Source organism: Halomonas sp. I5-271120, from assembly GCF_030553075.1.
GTDB lineage: Bacteria > Pseudomonadota > Gammaproteobacteria > Pseudomonadales > Halomonadaceae > Onishia > Onishia taeanensis_A.
Genome location: NZ_CP130701.1, coordinates 3,049,904 through 3,066,021, shown reverse-complemented (window position 1 = coordinate 3,066,021; position 16,118 = coordinate 3,049,904). Strand labels below are relative to the sequence as shown.

The window sequence follows — 16,118 nt, the reverse complement described above, 5'->3', positions numbered from 1 at the left end:
CACCCCGGGGGTCACCGACAGGTATTAACGACAGGTGTGTCGAGCGATTTCCCCTCAGCGGGGCGGCCTATGCCGCCCCGCTGGCGTTTTTCACCGAGATTTTTAACGAGAGACCGACGCCATGCCCTGGTTACAACTCAAGGCTCGCATCGCCCCGGCTCAGGCCGAGATTCTCGAGGAGCTGCTGCTCGCCGAGGGCGCCAGCGCCATTACGCTGCAGGACGCCCACGACGACCCCGTTTTCGAACCCGACCGGGGTACCACGCCACTGTGGGACGAGACGGTCCTGACCGGGCTCTATGACGACCTGGAAGGCATCGACGCCATGCTGGATCAGGTCCGCGCGGCCTGGGCCGCCGAGGTCCCCGACGAGCCGTGCCCCGAGATCGAGTATGAGCTGCTGGCCGATCGCGACTGGGAGCGCGAATGGATGGACGGCTTCGCCCCGCTGAAGATGGGCAGCCGCCTGTGGATCGTGCCGAGCTGGCAGGAGGCGCCAGACGCGGACGCCGTCAACCTGCGACTCGACCCGGGTCTGGCCTTCGGCACCGGCACCCACCCCACCACCGCCCTGTGCCTCGAATGGCTCGATGGCCTGGCGGTTGCCGGCGAGCTGGATGGCCGCGAGGTACTCGACGTGGGCTGCGGCTCGGGCATCCTGGCGATCGCTGCCCTCAAGCTCGGCGCTCTGCGGGCCACCGGCAGCGATATCGACCCTCAGGCCCTCACCGCCAGCCGAGACAACGCCGAGCGCAACGAGGTCGAAGCCGACCGGCTGGCGCTCTACTACCCCGAGCAGCTCAGCGCCGACCGCTACCCGATCGTCGTCGCCAACATCCTGGCCGGCCCGCTAATCGAACTGGCACCCACCATCGCCGGGCACGTCGCCCCCGGTGGTCGCCTGGCCCTCTCGGGCATCCTCGCCCATCAGGCCGACGAGGTACTGGAAGCCTATCTGGCCCAAGGACTTAGCATGGCCGAACCCGAGGAACGCGAGGGCTGGGTTCGCCTTGAAGGGTACCGCATCGGCGGCTGACGCCACGACCGGCTCGGCAAAGGCGCATTTTCACCTTCACCCGACGCCGGTCGATGGGTATGATATGCCCCCCTGTTCGAGCAACCCCGTGACGCCCATGTCCGCTAGCCTTCCCGCCATCGGTCGGCACCGCTTGACCAATCGCGTGATCCTGGCCCCCATGGCCGGCGTCACCGACCGCCCCTTCCGCCAGCTCTGCCGGCAGTTGGGCGCTGGCCTAGTGGTCTCCGAGATGGTTACCGCCGATCCCGCCCTCTGGCATACACGCAAGTCGCGCCTGAGGCTCGATCATAGCGGAGAGCCGGGGCCGCGCAGCGTGCAGATCGCCGGCGGCGATGCCGAGATGCTCGCCGAAGCAGCGCGCCTCAACGCCGACCAGGGCGCCGAGATCATCGATATCAACATGGGCTGTCCGGCGAAGAAGGTCTGCAACAAGGCCGCAGGCTCGGCGCTGCTGCGCGACGAGGCGCTGGTGGCCGAGATTCTCGACGCCGTGGTCGCCGCCGTCGACATCCCGGTGACGCTGAAGATTCGCACCGGCTGGTGTGCCGACAGCAACAACGGCGTGCGGGTCGCCAAGCTCGCCGAAGCCGCCGGTATCCAGGCCCTCGCCGTACACGGTCGCCATCGCCAACAGCGTTACAGCGGCTATGCCGAGTACGACACCATCGCCGCCATCAAGGATGCTGTGTCGATGCCGATATTCGCCAATGGTGATATCGATTCTCCGGCCAAGGCAGCCGCCGTCCTCGACTATACTGGTGCGGATGCGGTGATGATCGGGCGTGGCGCACAGGGCAATCCCTGGATTTTCCAGGAAACTGACCATTATCTGCGCCACGGCACGATACTGCCCGCCCCCTCTCGGGACGAGCGTCGCCGAGTGATGCAAGGGCACCTCAACGCCCTGCACGACTTCTATGGGGAACACATGGGCGTACGCATCGCGCGCAAGCACCTGGGATGGTATCTGGCCTGGCACTGCCCGGCCGACGAACTCAAAGCCCACCGGGCCCGTTTCAACATCCTGGAGAGCGCCCGGGATCAACTTCATTTCGTGGACGAACTGTTTTGTCACGGCGCCGAAGGCTCGCCACGGACCCTGACAACAGATGGAACCAGTGCAGCATGACCAGTAGGCAAGCGACAACGCCCGACGATCTCATGGCCACCGGCCAGGACGCCTTGAGCCTCACCGCCATCGAACGCGGTGCCGCCCTGGCAAGTGCCCCCCATCATCAGGAACAGCCGCTGCGCGAAGCGGTCGATGCTGCCATGCGCCGCTACTTCGACCACCTCGACGGCGGCGTGGTGACCGACCTCTATGCCATGGTCATGGCCGAAGTCGAGGCGCCGCTGCTGGCCACGGTGATGGAGCACGCCAATGGCAACCAGACCCGCGCCGCCGAGATGCTCGGCCTCAACCGCGGCACCCTGCGCAAGAAGCTCAAGCAGTATGCACTGATCTGATTCCCCTCAAGGGCGCCCTAGCGGCGCCCTTGGCCGTTTCTCCCTCCTTTAACGCAACGAATGGTAGTCCGCCCATGGCCAATCAAGCCCCTTCACCGCTGCCGGTACGCCGCGCCCTGATCAGCGTCTCCGACAAGACAGGCATCGTCGAGTTTGCCAAGGGCCTCGTCGCCCACGACGTCGAACTGCTCTCCACCGGCGGCACCTTCCGCCTGCTCAAGGAAGAGGGCGTCGCCGTCACCGAGGTATCCGAGCATACCGGTTTCCCGGAGATCATGGATGGCCGAGTCAAGACCCTGCATCCCAAGATCCACGGCGGCATTCTCGGTCGCCGCGGCCAGGATGACGCCGTGATGGCCGAGCACGATATCGCGCCGATCGATATGGTGGTGGTCAACCTCTACCCGTTCGCCCAGACCGTGGCCCGCCCGGGCTGTACCCTCGAAGACGCCATCGAGAACATCGATATCGGCGGCCCGACCATGGTGCGCGCCTGCGCCAAGAACCACGCCCACACCAGCATCGTGGTCGACGCCGGCGACTATCCGCGAGTGCTCGCCGAAATCGCCGAACAGAACGGCGCCGTAAGCGACACCACCCGCTTCGACCTGGCGGTCAAGGCCTTCGAGCACACCGCCCGCTACGACGGTGCCATCGCCAACTACCTGGGCACCAAGGTCGAAGGTGGCGCCGACGGCCTGCCGCGCACCTACAACACCCAGTTCGTCAAGAAACAGGACATGCGTTACGGCGAGAATCCGCATCAGCAGGCCGCCTTCTACGTCGAGGACGATGCCAGCGAAGCCAGTGTCGCCACCGCCACCTCGCTGCAGGGCAAGGCGCTGTCGTTCAACAACGTCGCCGACACCGACGCCGCCTTCGAATGCGTCAAGGCCTACACCGACACCGCCTGCGTGATCGTCAAGCACGCCAACCCCTGCGGTGTGGCCGTCGGCGAGACGGCGCTCGAAGCCTACGAGAAGGCCTTCGCCACCGACCCGACCAGCGCCTTCGGCGGCATCATCGCCTTCAACGTGCCGCTGGATGCCGAGACCGCCCGCGCGATTATCGACCGTCAGTTCGTCGAAGTGATCATCGCCCCGGGCGTCAGCGACGAAGCAGTCACCATCGTTGCCGAGAAGAAGAACGTCCGCCTGCTCGACGTGGCCGCCCATTGGCCCGGCGAACGCCACCCGGCCCACGACTTCAAGCGTGTCACCGGCGGTTTGCTGGTGCAGGACCGCGACCTGGGCATGGTCGGTCGCGATGAGCTCAAGGTGGTCACCGAACGCGCTCCCAGCGAGCAGGAACTGCGTGACCTGGCCTTTGCCTGGAAGGTCGCCAAGCACGTCAAGTCCAACGCCATCGTCTATGCCCAGCAGGGCCAGACCATCGGCGTGGGCGCCGGCCAGATGAGTCGCGTCTACTCGGCCAAGATCGCCGGCATCAAGGCGTCCGACGAAGGCCTCTCGGTGCCCGGCTCGGTGATGGCCAGTGACGCCTTCTTCCCGTTCCGCGATGGCATCGACGCCGCTGCCGCCGCCGGGATTACCGCGGTGATTCAGCCAGGCGGTTCGATGCGTGATGCCGAAGTGATCGAAGCGGCCAACGAGGCCGGCATCGCCATGGTGTTCACCGGCATGCGTCACTTCCGCCATTAAGCGGACCGAATAACGCTGGACCTCGGCCAGGCATCCAGCCGTTTTCTTGACCTTGCCAATAAAACACCCCGCCGAGCGTGCTCGGTGGGGTGTTTTGCTTTCAGCATCTGTCCTACCCACACGCCACAAAAAACCCCACCGCCCTGAAGGCGATGGGGTTCAGTCCAGGCAAGGCCTAGGCGGCGCTTAACCGTCGAGGCTCACTGCCCCAGGTCGATGCACAGGTACTTGGTCTCGAGGAATTCCTCGATGCCCTGATGGCCGCCCTCGCGGCCAAGACCCGAGGCCTTGACCCCACCGAAGGGGGCAGCGGCATTGGAGATCGCACCGGTGTTGATACCGACCATGCCATATTCCAGCGCCTCAGAGACACGCCACACCTGCCCCAGATCGCGGCTGTAAAAGTACGCCGCCAGCCCGAACTCGGTGTCATTGGCCATACCCACGGCATCCTCTTCATCATCGAAGGAGAAGACCGCCGCCAGCGGGCCAAAGGTTTCTTCCTTGGCCACTCGCATGCTGGGGGTAACGCCGTTGACCAGCGTCGGCGTGAAGAAGCTGCCGCCCAACGGATGCGGATGGCCGCCGAGCAGCACATGGGCGCCATTGTCGACGGCGTCCTGGACGTGTTCGCTGACCTTGGTCACCGCCTTCTCGTCGATCAGCGGGCCGATGTTGATGCCTTCATGGGTGCCGTCACCGACATGCAGTTCTGAGTTCATGGCTGCGGCCAGCTTCTCGCAGAAGGCATTGACGACGCTGGACTGCACCAGGAAGCGGTTGGTGCATACGCAGGTCTGACCGGCGTTGCGGAATTTGGCGGCCATGGCACCGTCAACGGCGGCGTCCAGATCCGCGCCCTCGAAGACGATGAAGGGCGCGTTGCCACCCAGCTCCAGCGACAGCTTCTGGATGTTCTGTGAGGCCTGCGCCATCAGCTGGCGGCCGACTTCGGTAGAGCCGGTGAAGGTGATCTTGCGCACCACCGGTGACTCCGTCATGGCGGCCGCAATCGCACTGGCCTGCCCCGGCACCACATTGAAGATACCGCGCGGCACACCCGCACGCTCGGCCAGCAGCGCCATGGCGGTAGCCGAGAACGGTGTCTGGCTGGCCGGCTTGACCACGATCGGGCAGCCGGCAGCAAGCGAGGCACCGGCCTTGCGGGTGATCATCGCCGCCGGGAAGTTCCAGGGCGTAATGGCCCCGACCACCCCGATCGGTGACTTGGTGACCACGACTCGCTGGTTGGCGTTGGCCGCAGGAATGGTCTCGCCATAAACGCGCCGCGCCTGCTCGGCGAACCAGCGCAAGAAGCTCGCCGCATAGGCGATTTCACCGGCGGCTTCCTTGAGCGGCTTGCCCTGCTCGAGGGTCATGATCTGCGCCAGTTCCTGCTGGTGCTCGTGCATCAGATCGTGCCACTTCATGAGGATGTCGGCACGCTCAAGCGCCGTCAGCGCACGCCAGGCGGGGAAGGCAGACTCGGCGGCAGCGATAGCCCGTCCGGTCTCGTCCCGACCCAGGCGCGGCACTTGGCCAATCACCTCACCCGTGGCCGGATTGAGCACCTCGATCTGCTCGCCGCTGTCAGCAGCGACCCAACTGCCGTCTATATAGGCGAAGGGGCGAAACAGCGGGTTGTCTTGCAGATTTTCCATGGGAATTCTCCTTCCTGTGAAGCGGCGGGATGACCCGAACCGCATGCGGATGATGCCAAATCAGTGGGGAGGCTGAATCGATGACTCCACCGGCATCGATGGATCCACCAAGACTGACAGAACGGCCAGCAGCAATGCCAGGCCAATGGCCCCCCAGCAGAACAGTCGCCCCGAATAGCGCTGAGGCGCGCGATGAATCTGTCTCAGGCCCAGCACGCCCAGCACGGCAGCCACGAGGCCCAACAAGGGGGCCTGGCCGTCGAGGAACATGCTAAGAAACGCCACGCTAATGGCCGCGATGGCAAAGCCGGAATGCCGATGAGAAGCGGCATCCCTGGCGTCATCTTGAGGGGGATGGGGCCGGCTGGCTCTGGCCTTGAGCTGGGCTTCCGGCCGGTTGATCAGCTGCTCGGCTCGCTCACCTCGCGGCGTGAAACGCACCGCAATGTGAGGCCCAGGCAGACCCCGGCCACGCCAGTCAGAAAGCTGGAAGGTAAATCGCTGACCGTCAGTGGCCTCGACGACGCCCTGCTGGGCGTCATCATCGAAGGCGAGGATGTCGCCGTCCAAGGGAATCTCCTGTCAATCGACGCTAGCTTCCATGCTAAGCCGAATTGGCCACTGTCACCAAGTCATTCAGGCATCAGCAGCCACTTCCCGAGAATCGGACAGCGTGATAGACACCGAATCAGAGAAGCGCAGGGCGTGGAGCTTGTCGATTTCGACCTGCGCCGTCAGCACCTGCTCGTAGGACATGATGATATCTAGCACCTCCCGCGTCATGCGTTCGAGCAGCAGGAAGCGGTTCTCTTCCACATGCGTGATGACGTGCTTGGTAATGGTGCGATAGTTCAGCGCCTGGTCAATGTGGTTGAACTGCACCGCACGATCCGCGCGATAGCGAATCACCGCATTGATCACCACATCCTGACGGTTGCGGATCTCTTCTTCCTTGATGCCAATATAGGTCCGCAATCGAAGGTTCTTGATGCGGATGGTAGCAAGGTCATGATCAAGATGCTGGTCGTTCAAGGCGTGCAGCGGCATGGCGAACTCCCTTCGAGTGAGCGGCTCAGCGTCCGTTGATCAGGGTCAGGAATTCCTGGCGAGTCGACTGGTTGGCGCGGAAAGCACCCAGCATGACGGAGCTGCTCATGCTGGAATTCTGCTTCTCGACGCCGCGCATCATCATGCAAAGATGCTTGGCCTCGATGACCACCGCTACACCGCGGGCATCGGTGACCTGCTGGACGGCCTCGGCGATCTGGCGCGTCAGATTCTCCTGAATCTGCAGGCGTCGCGCATACATGTCGACGATGCGGGCGAACTTGGAAAGCCCCAGCACCTTGCCGCTAGGCAGGTAGGCGATATGGCACTTGCCGATAAAGGGCAGCATGTGATGCTCACACATCGAATACAGCTCAATGTCTTTAACCAGCACCATCTCGTCGGTTTCGGATTCGAAAACGGCCCCATTGATCAGCGACTCGAGCGACTGCTCGTAACCGTGGGTCAAAAACTGCATGGCCTTGGCGGCCCGCTTGGGGGTGTCGCGCAGGCCCTCTCGCTCCGGGTCTTCGCCCAGGCCGGTGATGATCTGACGAAAATGATCGGCGAGTTGTTCGGTCATGGTTGGGCCTTTACGCTAAATAATATACAAAAGGTATACAGATTTCTTTTTTCGTACAACATCGAAATGTCATAAAGCCGTTAATTTTATCCTACCCGGCGCCACCATGCAGCGCTGCTCCCGGAGAATACCCGCCAACGGCGTGACATCATGCCGCGTGCGGCCCTCAGCCGGTGGCTGATGCCTTCAAACAGCCCTATGGTAAAATGAACTCCATACCCCGAAAGGCCCGTTGGACACTGAGATGCCCCCTATGATGAAACGCCATGTTCTCCTGCTGGCGGCCGGCCTGACACTGCCGAACCTGGCCATGGGCGATACCCTGCGTCTTCCTTCAGAGGCCCGTATCAATGTGCAGGTCATCGATACCTTGAGTCTCGATCAGGCAACCCCAAGCCGTGCCAACGTGTTGCTTAAACCCGCGGTGGTACGCGAATCCGTAGACAGCCCTCTATCTGCCGACGGACAAGAGGCGTCACACGAGCTGCCGTCGCACTGCCTGATCACCGCCAATGCCCGCCTAGTCGAGGGGCGCATACGGTTATCCGCCAACACCCTGACCTGCATCGGCATGATGGGCGATGCTCGCGAGATCTACAGCGGCGAGTTCTCGGCGGCGGCCCGCGAAGCCAATGGCGACTTCGGCGTCGATGCCACCTGCACTGCAAGCAACGAGCAAGGCTGCCAGAGTGCCGAGTTGCGCCCGGCTCATGCCTTCCAGCTCGAACTGGGGCAGGCACTGGTCATCGAGGCCCAGGACAACCCCTCACTTCGCCTCAATGAACAACGCCTTCATTCCAATGAAACGTCAGCTCAGTAGACTTCCAGCCCAGTAACCCAGACACCACCGACGAGCGGCATTGCGACCATTGCCCGACCTTCCATCAGCGCGCCTCTTTTCTTGCTGCCTGACATCTCGAGATTCAGCTACTCTCTGCTCGGTACCTGTCGTACTCAATGCTGTGCTCGCCAGTGCAGCGCTCGCTCCATCCCTTCGCCCTCCCCGCTCAGGCCAGCCAGCGCGGTTTGCCCTCTAGAAGCTGACGCTGCTGCTCGAGCGTGCGCAGGTGCTGATCCCAATAGCCCTCGTCGGCGACCCAGGGAAAGGCCCTGGGGAACGCCGGGTCTGACCAGCGCGTCACCAGCCAGGCGGCGTAGCGAATCAGGCGCAGACTCCTCAATGGCTCAATCCAGGCCAGCTCCCTGCGAGGAAAATCCCGATGTTGCTCATAGCCCTCGAGCAACTCGGACAGTTGCATCTGTGCTTCCTGATCGTGCTGGGCGGTCAGCATCATCCATAGATCCTGAACCGCCGGCGCCATCAGGCAGTCATCAAAATCGACCAGCGCGAAGTGCTCGTCCCGCCCCAGGATATTGCCCAGATGACAGTCTCCATGGGTACGAATCAGCGATTCGGCCGGAAACGCGCGCGCCTTGAGCTGTTCGCCTAGGGTAGCGCTGATACGCTCGTAGGCTTGGCGCTGTTGGCGGCTCAACCAGGGAGATGTCAGCACCTGCTCGCGGCTTTCCTCGACCATGCGAGTCATGTCCAGCCGCTGGCGATGCTCGAAGGGTCGTCGGTCGCCAATCGCATGCAGCTGGCCGACCAGATCACCAAGGGCAAAGAGATGGGCCGGATTATCGAGCTCCGGCGCCTGGCCGCTGACCTGCGGGAAAAGCGCAAAGCGAAAGCCCTCGAAGAGGTGCAGGCTGACGCCCTTGGCATCGCGCCAAGGGGCTGCCACCGGGACATCCGCCGCATCCAGCTCGGCCAGGAAGTCATGCTCCTCCTGGATCTGAGCATCGCTCCAGCGCTGGGGACGGTAAAACTTGGCCACCCAGCGACGCCGCTCGTCATCATGAAACAGGAAGACCCGATTCTCGTAGCTGTTGAGTGCGAAGGGTTCTCCTGGCAACCAGAAGCCCAGCGACTCGACGGCATCGACGATGCGCGCGGGGCTTAGCTGTTCGAAGGGGTGGGGGGCGTCGGCCACGGCGTGATCCTGATTGGCAAATAGACAGGCATGCTAGCAGATATCGCCTCTGTAGCCTGACTAAGCACCCTGAATTCAAACATTAAGCACAGCACCCGAGATCAGCGTCTGGGGGTGCGCGCCACCGCCCAGGCCTCGATGCGCTGAGCACCCGCCGCCCGGCAGGCCTTTGCCAGGGCATCGAAGGTGGCACCGGTGGTCATCACATCGTCGAGCAGTACCACATGCGCAGGCAACGGCCGCTCGATCATGAAGGCATTACGCAGGTTGGCACGACGCGCCTTGCGCGGCAGGCCGCGCTGGGTCGGCGTCATGCGTACCCGCTGCGCCGTCATGCAAGGCACCCCCAACCGACGGGCGAGCCGTCGCCCCAGCCAATCGGCCTGATCGAACCCGCGCTCCCTTGCACGCCGCGGATGCAGCGGCACCGGGATCACCGCGTCTGGCCGCCGACCAAAAGCCGATGACACCGTGCTTTCTGCAGTCCCGCCTTCCGAACCCTTTTCAAGACGCTCTTCATGACGCTCTTCAGCACCCTCTTCACGCCTCTCCGTCAGACCCGCCTCGATAAGCGACAGCAAGAGCGTACCCGCCCGCGGCGAAGCCGAAAACTTGAACGCCTGCACCAGGCGCATGACCTCTTGCTCATAGCGCAGCGGCACCCAAGCACTATCGAAGGCGGGGGTCTGGGTCAGACAGGCACCGCAGCGAATGGCGCCATCGAGCCGACGACTGCCCGACATCAATGTTTCAGCCATCGGTTCGGCACAGCCCACGCAGGCGAGCGTATTCCACGGCAACGTCGCGGCGCAGGCATTGCACCAATGCGCGCCAGGAGGCGTTTCACCGAGACAGAAAGCGCAATGACCGGGCAGGGCAAACCGCAGCCAACGGTCAACCACCGAAAGCCATTCGGTTGACAGTAAAGTTGAAGCCCCTATCATCACCGTTAACTCCAAGCGAAATAAAAGTTAACCAGACATTGCGAGTGCCTCTGATATGACCTTAGCCAGCCCCGCCGCCATTCGCCATGACTGGCATCTCGACGAGATCGAGGCACTGTTCGCCCTGCCCTTCAATGACCTGCTCTTCAAGGCCCAGCAGGTCCACCGCCAGCACTTCGATGCCAATGCCGTACAGGTGTCGACTCTTTTGTCGATCAAGACCGGCGCCTGCCCGGAAGACTGCAAGTACTGCCCGCAGTCCGGCCACTACAACACCGGCCTTGGCAAGGAGAAGCTGCTCGAAATCGAGAAAGTGGTCGCGCAGGCGCGAGACGCCAAGGCCGCCGGCGCCAGCCGCTTCTGCATGGGGGCCGCCTGGCGCAGCCCGCGCCAGAAAGATCTGGACGTGGTGCTGGAGATGGTCCGCCAGGTCAAATCGCTGGGACTTGAGACCTGCATGACGCTTGGCATGCTCGACGATGACCAGGCGCAGCAGCTCTCCACCGCCGGGTTGGATTATTACAACCACAACCTGGATACCTCACCGGAGTACTACGGCGAGATCATCACCACACGCCGCTATGACGAACGCCTCGAGACCCTGGCCAACGTGCGCGATGCCGGCATGAAGATCTGCTCCGGCGGCATTCTCGGCATGGGTGAGGCGCCTCGCGACCGCGCCTCGATGCTCAGGCAGCTGGCCAGCCTGTCCCCGCACCCGGAATCGGTGCCCATCAACATGCTGGTCAAGGTCAAGGGTACCCCGCTCGAGAATGTCGATGACCTGGACCCCATTGATTTCGTGCGCGCCATCGCCGTAGCGCGCATCATGATGCCCAAGAGTCATGTGCGCCTGTCCGCCGGACGCGAGCTGATGAACGAGTCGACGCAGGCCCTGGCCTTTATCGCCGGCGCAAACTCGATATTCTATGGTGACAAGCTACTGACGACCGAAAACCCCGACGTTCTGCGTGACCGGACTCTGTTCGACAAGCTTGGCTTACACCCCGAGGAAAACCGGATATGTCAGGACGAAACCGAGCAGGAAGCAGCCCTGGATGCCTCACTGCGCCGCCAGGCCATGGAACGCAAGGCCCCCCAGGAGCTCTTCTATGATGCCACCGCCGAGACCGACAACATCGCCTGACGTGCTCAAGAGCCGCCTCGAAGCGCGACTGGCCCGCCAGCGCAAGCAGGATCTGTGGCGAGAACGCCTGAGCATGTCGCCGAACCCGCGGGCTCCGCTGCGCGACTTCGCAAGCAATGACTACCTGGGCTTGGCTCGCGACCCTCGGGTCGCCGAAGCCCTGGCAGCAGGCGCCCGTCGTGAGGGCGCCGGCGCCGGCGCTTCCCACCTGGTCAATGGCCACTTCCTGGTACACCAGGCCCTGGAGGAACGTCTGGCCGAGCTCACCGGACGGCCAAGGGCGCTGCTTTTCTCCACGGGCTACATGGCCAATCTCGGCGTGCTTCAGACTCTGTGTGATGGCGAGACACGAGTGTTCCAGGACCGGCTGAATCACGCCTCACTGCTCGATGGAGCCCGACTGGCCCAATCACCTTCACGGCGCTTTCACCATCGAGATCTTAACGATCTCGAGCGTCTCCTGAGGCGGGCACCGCGAGAACCCGCCAAGCTGGTGGTCAGCGATGGCGTTTTCAGCATGGACGGCGACACGGCCGACGTGGAAGGCCTCGCCGCCATCTGCCATCGCCAGGGGGCCTGGCTGATGATCGACGATGCCCACGGCATCGGCGTATTGGGCGAGCAAGGTGACGGCCTGGTGGGACAGCGTTTCTCTACCCAGCAGGTACCTGTGCTGGTCGGCACACTGGGCAAGGCCTTCGGCAGCTGTGGCGCCTTCGTGGCAGGTGACGATGTGCTGATCGACGCCCTGACACAGTTCGCCAGGCCCTATATCTACACCACGGCCCAGCCTCCAGGCATGGCTCATGCAACGCTGCGCGCGCTGGATATCAGCGAGCAGGAACCCGATCGCAGAGAAAGGCTGCATGCCCATATCCAGCATTTCCGCCAGGCAGCCGAAGCCCTCGGGCTACCGCTGATGGACTCCGCAACGCCCATTCAGCCCATTCTGCTGGGCGACAATCAGCGCGTCATGCGCTGGAGCCTGGGCCTGCGCGAGGCCGGCTTCATGGTAGGTGCGATTCGCCACCCGACCGTGCCCCGCGGCACGGCACGCCTTAGAGTCGTGCTCAACGCCCTACACGAGTCGGACGACATCCAGGCGTTGCTCGACGTGCTCGCCGAACTCAAGTTCCGAGAGGCCAAGGCATCGTGACGCGGCTCGTTCTGCTATCCGGCTGGGGCATAGACGCCCGCATTTGGCAGCCACTGGTCGCCTCACTGCCCGCCGATATCAACGTTACAACGCCGGACTGGCCCGGCTACGGTATTCGCCAAGATGCCGGCACGCCAAAGGATCTGGCGACATTGGCAAAGACCATGGCTGATGATCTTCCCCAGGACGCCCTTTGGGTCGGCTGGTCGCTGGGCGGCCTGCTGGCGACGTCACTGCTGAAGCATTTGCCGGCACCACAGGCGCTGGTGTTACTGGGCATGCGTGAGCGTTTCACGAGCCTGGATGAGGCGCGAGGTGGTGTGACGCCAGCCGCCCTGGCGGCCTTCCACGACGCCTTCCAACAGGACGCGTTGGCCACCTGGCGCCACTTCCTGCGCTGGCAGCTAAGCGGTGAGCCACGGCCGCGCCATGCTCATCGCCAACTGCAAGCACTGATTGGCAATGCCCCCCCCGCCACGCCTGCCAGTCTTGGCGCTGGCCTCGACTGGCTAGAAAGACTCGACAATACCGAGATCTGTGCCTCTCCCCCCTGCCCGATACTCACCGTGACGGGCGAGCGGGACCCGCTGACCGCAACTGCCACCCCCGCCTCGGCGCATCATGTGGCTCGGCCAATCGACCAGGCCGGCCACTGTCCGCAGCTTTCACAGCCGGAGATCCTTGCCGACCGACTGGCCGCACTGGCACACGAGCATGCAGCAAGGGCACATGAGGACACCGATCCACTGCCTCGCAGGGAGCGTGCGTGAACCTGGCAACGACCCTCTCGAATCCATTAACGGCCGCAACACCGGCATCAACCGCCAACGACTGGCGTCAGCGCGTCGCCCATGCCTTCAGCCGTGCCGCCCCCCGCTATGGCGAGCTGGCCACGGCACAGCAGGCCATGGGACAAGCCCTCTGGCAGCGGCTTCCCGACACGGCGACACAGGTTCTTGACCTGGGCTGCGGCCCCGGCCACTGGACGGCCCGCCTGGCCCAGCGCTATTCGGCGACAGGCCTGCCTGCCCAGGTGTTCGGGCTCGACCTGGCCCCAGGCATGCTGGAAAGAGCCCGGGCCGAGCATGGCGACAGGCTTGGCTGGCTATGCGGTGACGCCGCCCATCTGCCGCTGGCCGACCGAAGTATGGACCTGGTGTTCTCCAACCTGGCCATCCAGTGGTGTCCGGACCTTAACGCCGTGCTGGCAGAGCTTCAGCGAGTGCTGCGACCCGGCGGACGAGCGCTGATCAACACCCTCGGCCCCGGCACCCTCACCGAAGTCGGCTGGGCCTGGTCGCGACCCGGCGCCCTGCTCAGCTTCACGCCCACCTCGGCACTTGAGCAATCGGCCTACCGAGCCGGCTTCGATAACGTGGTTCTCGAGCAGGTCGAGGAGCGCTTTCATTACGCCGACCTTGCGGCGGTGATGGCCTCGATCAAGGGCGTAGGGGCGCAACTGTCACGCCCTGCCAGCGCCCTGACCCGGCGTGACGTCGCCCGTGCCAAGGAGCGCTTCGAGCAAATACGCGACAGCCAGGGCCTGCCGGTCAGCTATCAACGCCTGACACTTGAGCTCATCAAAACCTGACGACCCGAAGATTTACGGATATTGCATGGCGACCTATTTCATCACCGGAACCGACACCGATGCCGGCAAAACGCTGGTCACCGCGGGGCTGCTGGCATTGGCGCGACGTCACGGCCTGACAACCCTGGGCCTCAAGCCCGTGGCCTCGGGGTGCCACCTGCATGCCGAAGGCTACCGCAATGATGATGCCCTGGCCCTGCAGGCCCGCAGTCATCCTGAGGTCGACTACACCACCATCAACCCCTTTGCTTATGCCCCCGCCATTGCACCGCACCTGGCGGCCCGCCAGGCGGGCGACACGCTGCATTTGGCGACGCTGACAGAGGCCATGGCGGAAGCTCTGGCCCTCAAGCGCGACCTGACGCTGATCGAGGGCGCAGGCGGCTGGCGAGTACCGCTCAACGACAACGGGGACCTGAGCGACCTGGCCGGCGCCCTGCAGCTACCAGTGATTCTCGTCGTCGGAATGCAGCTTGGTTGCATTAACCACGCACGACTCACCGCCGAAGCGATTAGGGCTCAGGGCCTGCGGCTTGCAGGCTGGGTCGCCAATAGCATCACCACCGACTTCGACGAAGCCGATGACAATCTGGCGAGCCTCGCTCACCACTTGTCAGCTCCCTGCCTGGGCCGTGTCCCTCATCTCACCGATGGCCCGAACGACACACTACCCGAACAGGCCGGCAGGCACTTGAAACTTCCGGATTTACCTTGACTTAGCGGCTGTCATCTCTAGAATATTGCAGCGTTGCGGATGTGGTGGAATTGGTAGACACGCTAGATTTAGGTTCTAGTGCCTTAGCGCGTGGGAGTTCGAGTCTCCCCATCCGCACCACCTACCTGTTGATAGCAAGTGTATAGCAAGACCCTCCCCCTCAGCTTACTGCCTCGACGGCCCATATCGGGTCTGTTTCAAGCATCGTACAAGCAGCTATCCGGTCAGCTTTTCCGATCGTCTGATTCGCTCCTCATATATCGGTCCCATCGATCCATCCAGACACAGCGCCACGGATCTCCATCGATGCCTTGGCCATTGTTGTCACGCCCAGCCCCATGGCGCATGGCGTGCCGCTAGCTTTGACGCTAACGACCTTCTCCAGAGCCGGCCCGGACGTTATTCAACCCCTGATGACCCACCCGAAACATGATCATCAAGGGTATGCAAAGCCACTCATCAGGGAGACCCTGAGTGCTTGGGGCGCACAGCACAGAGCAGCCTGGTCATGGAATCACTTCTGATCCTCAGAAGTTGATACCCATGCCGAAGGTATAGGCCCAGGCGCCATTGTCGTAGTTTTGTTCGGCACTATCGCCGCTATCGAACAAGAACTGGTACTCGGCTCTGCCCTGGATGAAGGTGGTAGACAGCAGATAGTACTTGAGGCCAGTTTCCAGGCCGGCGATGCCAGTGTCTTTCACGCCGTCACCATAAATAGCGCCGAGTGAGGCGCCAACAAAGGGACGCGCCGCGCCTTGGCCGAAGTGGTAATCGGCAAAGCCGCGAGTACTGCCATTCCAGAAATTGTCAGAGAACCCCTCGCCGGCCACGTCAGCAAAATTGACGCTCTGACGAATACCCGCCAGCGTGCTACCGGTCAGGTACCAGCCGTAGTCGCCGGAAATACCAAAGCTGCTGCTGTCGAAGTCCTTGTTGCTACTACCGGTACCGGAGAGGGAGAATTCCCTGTCACCCACCCTGGGGCCTACCTCTTGGGCCATGACCGAGGACGCAAACAGAAGAGACGCACCAACCAGCACGGGCAGAGAAGACTTTATTAAAATATCCATGATAATACCTCTTATTAATATTAGCGTTTAATCAAGTCTG

At 63.0% G+C, this 16,118-nt stretch carries 17 protein-coding genes and 1 tRNA gene; 11 read left to right on the top strand and 7 right to left on the bottom strand.

What is annotated here, in order from left to right:
• Positions 1-121 precede the first annotated feature (121 nt).
• From prmA to purH, 4 genes are all read left to right on the top strand, one after another.
• Positions 122-1,036 carry a 50S ribosomal protein L11 methyltransferase gene (gene prmA / locus Q2K57_RS13755; RefSeq protein WP_304525413.1) on the top strand — a complete coding sequence of 305 codons (915 nt, stop codon included), beginning with the start codon at positions 122-124 and terminating at the stop codon, positions 1,034-1,036.
• 97 nt (positions 1,037-1,133) lie between these two features.
• A complete protein-coding gene (gene dusB, locus Q2K57_RS13750) occupies positions 1,134-2,168 on the top strand; it encodes a tRNA dihydrouridine synthase DusB (RefSeq protein ID WP_304525412.1) in 1,035 nt (344 codons plus the stop codon).
• Positions 2,165-2,506 (top strand): DNA-binding transcriptional regulator Fis, encoded by a 342-nt coding sequence (gene fis, locus Q2K57_RS13745; protein ID WP_258395862.1) that lies wholly within the window; start codon positions 2,165-2,167, stop codon positions 2,504-2,506. The genes dusB and fis overlap by 4 nt, the downstream gene beginning before the upstream one ends.
• Positions 2,507-2,580: 74 nt before the next feature.
• Complete coding sequence (gene purH, locus Q2K57_RS13740) at positions 2,581-4,167, top strand: bifunctional phosphoribosylaminoimidazolecarboxamide formyltransferase/IMP cyclohydrolase (RefSeq protein ID WP_304525411.1); 1,587 nt, start codon at positions 2,581-2,583, stop codon at positions 4,165-4,167.
• Between the two features lie 200 nt (positions 4,168-4,367).
• Here the strand turns inward: purH and Q2K57_RS13735 are convergent, their stop codons facing one another.
• The 4 genes from Q2K57_RS13735 to folE all read right to left on the bottom strand — a co-directional run bounded on the left by Q2K57_RS13735 (position 4,368) and on the right by folE (position 7,458).
• On the bottom strand, positions 4,368-5,828 hold the full coding sequence (locus Q2K57_RS13735) for an NAD-dependent succinate-semialdehyde dehydrogenase (RefSeq protein WP_304525410.1): 1,461 nt from the start codon (positions 5,826-5,828) through the stop codon (positions 4,368-4,370).
• 60 nt (positions 5,829-5,888) lie between these two features.
• Positions 5,889-6,398, bottom strand: coding sequence for a DUF4190 domain-containing protein (locus Q2K57_RS13730; RefSeq protein ID WP_304525409.1), 510 nt, complete (start codon positions 6,396-6,398; stop codon positions 5,889-5,891).
• A 66-nt stretch (positions 6,399-6,464) separates the two neighbouring features.
• Positions 6,465-6,875 (bottom strand): dihydroneopterin triphosphate 2'-epimerase, encoded by a 411-nt coding sequence (gene folX, locus Q2K57_RS13725; RefSeq protein WP_112053147.1) that lies wholly within the window; start codon positions 6,873-6,875, stop codon positions 6,465-6,467.
• A gap of 25 nt (positions 6,876-6,900) precedes the next feature.
• Positions 6,901-7,458, bottom strand: coding sequence for a GTP cyclohydrolase I FolE (gene folE / locus Q2K57_RS13720; protein ID WP_092527316.1), 558 nt, complete (start codon positions 7,456-7,458; stop codon positions 6,901-6,903).
• 244 nt (positions 7,459-7,702) lie between these two features.
• Here folE and Q2K57_RS13715 point away from each other — a divergent pair, with 244 nt between their 5' ends.
• Complete coding sequence (locus Q2K57_RS13715) at positions 7,703-8,278, top strand: hypothetical protein (protein ID WP_304525408.1); 576 nt, start codon at positions 7,703-7,705, stop codon at positions 8,276-8,278.
• 187 nt (positions 8,279-8,465) lie between these two features.
• Here the strand turns inward: Q2K57_RS13715 and Q2K57_RS13710 are convergent, their stop codons facing one another.
• Together Q2K57_RS13710 and Q2K57_RS13705 are read right to left on the bottom strand one after the other, a co-directional pair.
• Positions 8,466-9,452 (bottom strand): serine/threonine protein kinase, encoded by a 987-nt coding sequence (locus Q2K57_RS13710; RefSeq protein WP_304525407.1) that lies wholly within the window; start codon positions 9,450-9,452, stop codon positions 8,466-8,468.
• Between the two features lie 101 nt (positions 9,453-9,553).
• On the bottom strand, positions 9,554-10,195 hold the full coding sequence (locus Q2K57_RS13705; protein WP_258395863.1) for a ComF family protein: 642 nt from the start codon (positions 10,193-10,195) through the stop codon (positions 9,554-9,556).
• 256 nt (positions 10,196-10,451) lie between these two features.
• Here Q2K57_RS13705 and bioB point away from each other — a divergent pair, with 256 nt between their 5' ends.
• The 6 genes from bioB to Q2K57_RS13675 all read left to right on the top strand — a co-directional run bounded on the left by bioB (position 10,452) and on the right by Q2K57_RS13675 (position 15,125).
• On the top strand, positions 10,452-11,543 hold the full coding sequence (gene bioB, locus Q2K57_RS13700) for a biotin synthase BioB (protein WP_304525406.1): 1,092 nt from the start codon (positions 10,452-10,454) through the stop codon (positions 11,541-11,543).
• Positions 11,509-12,699 carry an 8-amino-7-oxononanoate synthase gene (gene bioF / locus Q2K57_RS13695; RefSeq protein WP_304525405.1) on the top strand — a complete coding sequence of 397 codons (1,191 nt, stop codon included), beginning with the start codon at positions 11,509-11,511 and terminating at the stop codon, positions 12,697-12,699. Before bioB ends, bioF begins: the two co-directional genes overlap by 35 nt.
• Positions 12,696-13,469, top strand: a complete 774-nt coding sequence (locus tag Q2K57_RS13690; RefSeq protein ID WP_304525404.1) for an alpha/beta fold hydrolase — start codon at positions 12,696-12,698, stop codon at positions 13,467-13,469. Before bioF ends, Q2K57_RS13690 begins: the two co-directional genes overlap by 4 nt.
• Positions 13,470-13,471: 2 nt before the next feature.
• Positions 13,472-14,290 (top strand): methyltransferase domain-containing protein, encoded by an 819-nt coding sequence (locus tag Q2K57_RS13685; protein ID WP_304526707.1) that lies wholly within the window; start codon positions 13,472-13,474, stop codon positions 14,288-14,290.
• A 25-nt stretch (positions 14,291-14,315) separates the two neighbouring features.
• The gene (gene bioD / locus Q2K57_RS13680; protein WP_304525403.1) at positions 14,316-15,005 is read left to right on the top strand and encodes a dethiobiotin synthase; all 690 of its coding nucleotides are present in this window, start codon (positions 14,316-14,318) and stop codon (positions 15,003-15,005) included.
• A gap of 35 nt (positions 15,006-15,040) precedes the next feature.
• Positions 15,041-15,125, top strand: a tRNA-Leu gene (locus Q2K57_RS13675).
• A 407-nt stretch (positions 15,126-15,532) separates the two neighbouring features.
• Here Q2K57_RS13675 and Q2K57_RS13670 read toward each other — a convergent pair.
• Positions 15,533-16,078 (bottom strand): hypothetical protein, encoded by a 546-nt coding sequence (locus Q2K57_RS13670; RefSeq protein WP_304525402.1) that lies wholly within the window; start codon positions 16,076-16,078, stop codon positions 15,533-15,535.
• Between the last annotated feature and the right edge of the window lie 40 nt (positions 16,079-16,118).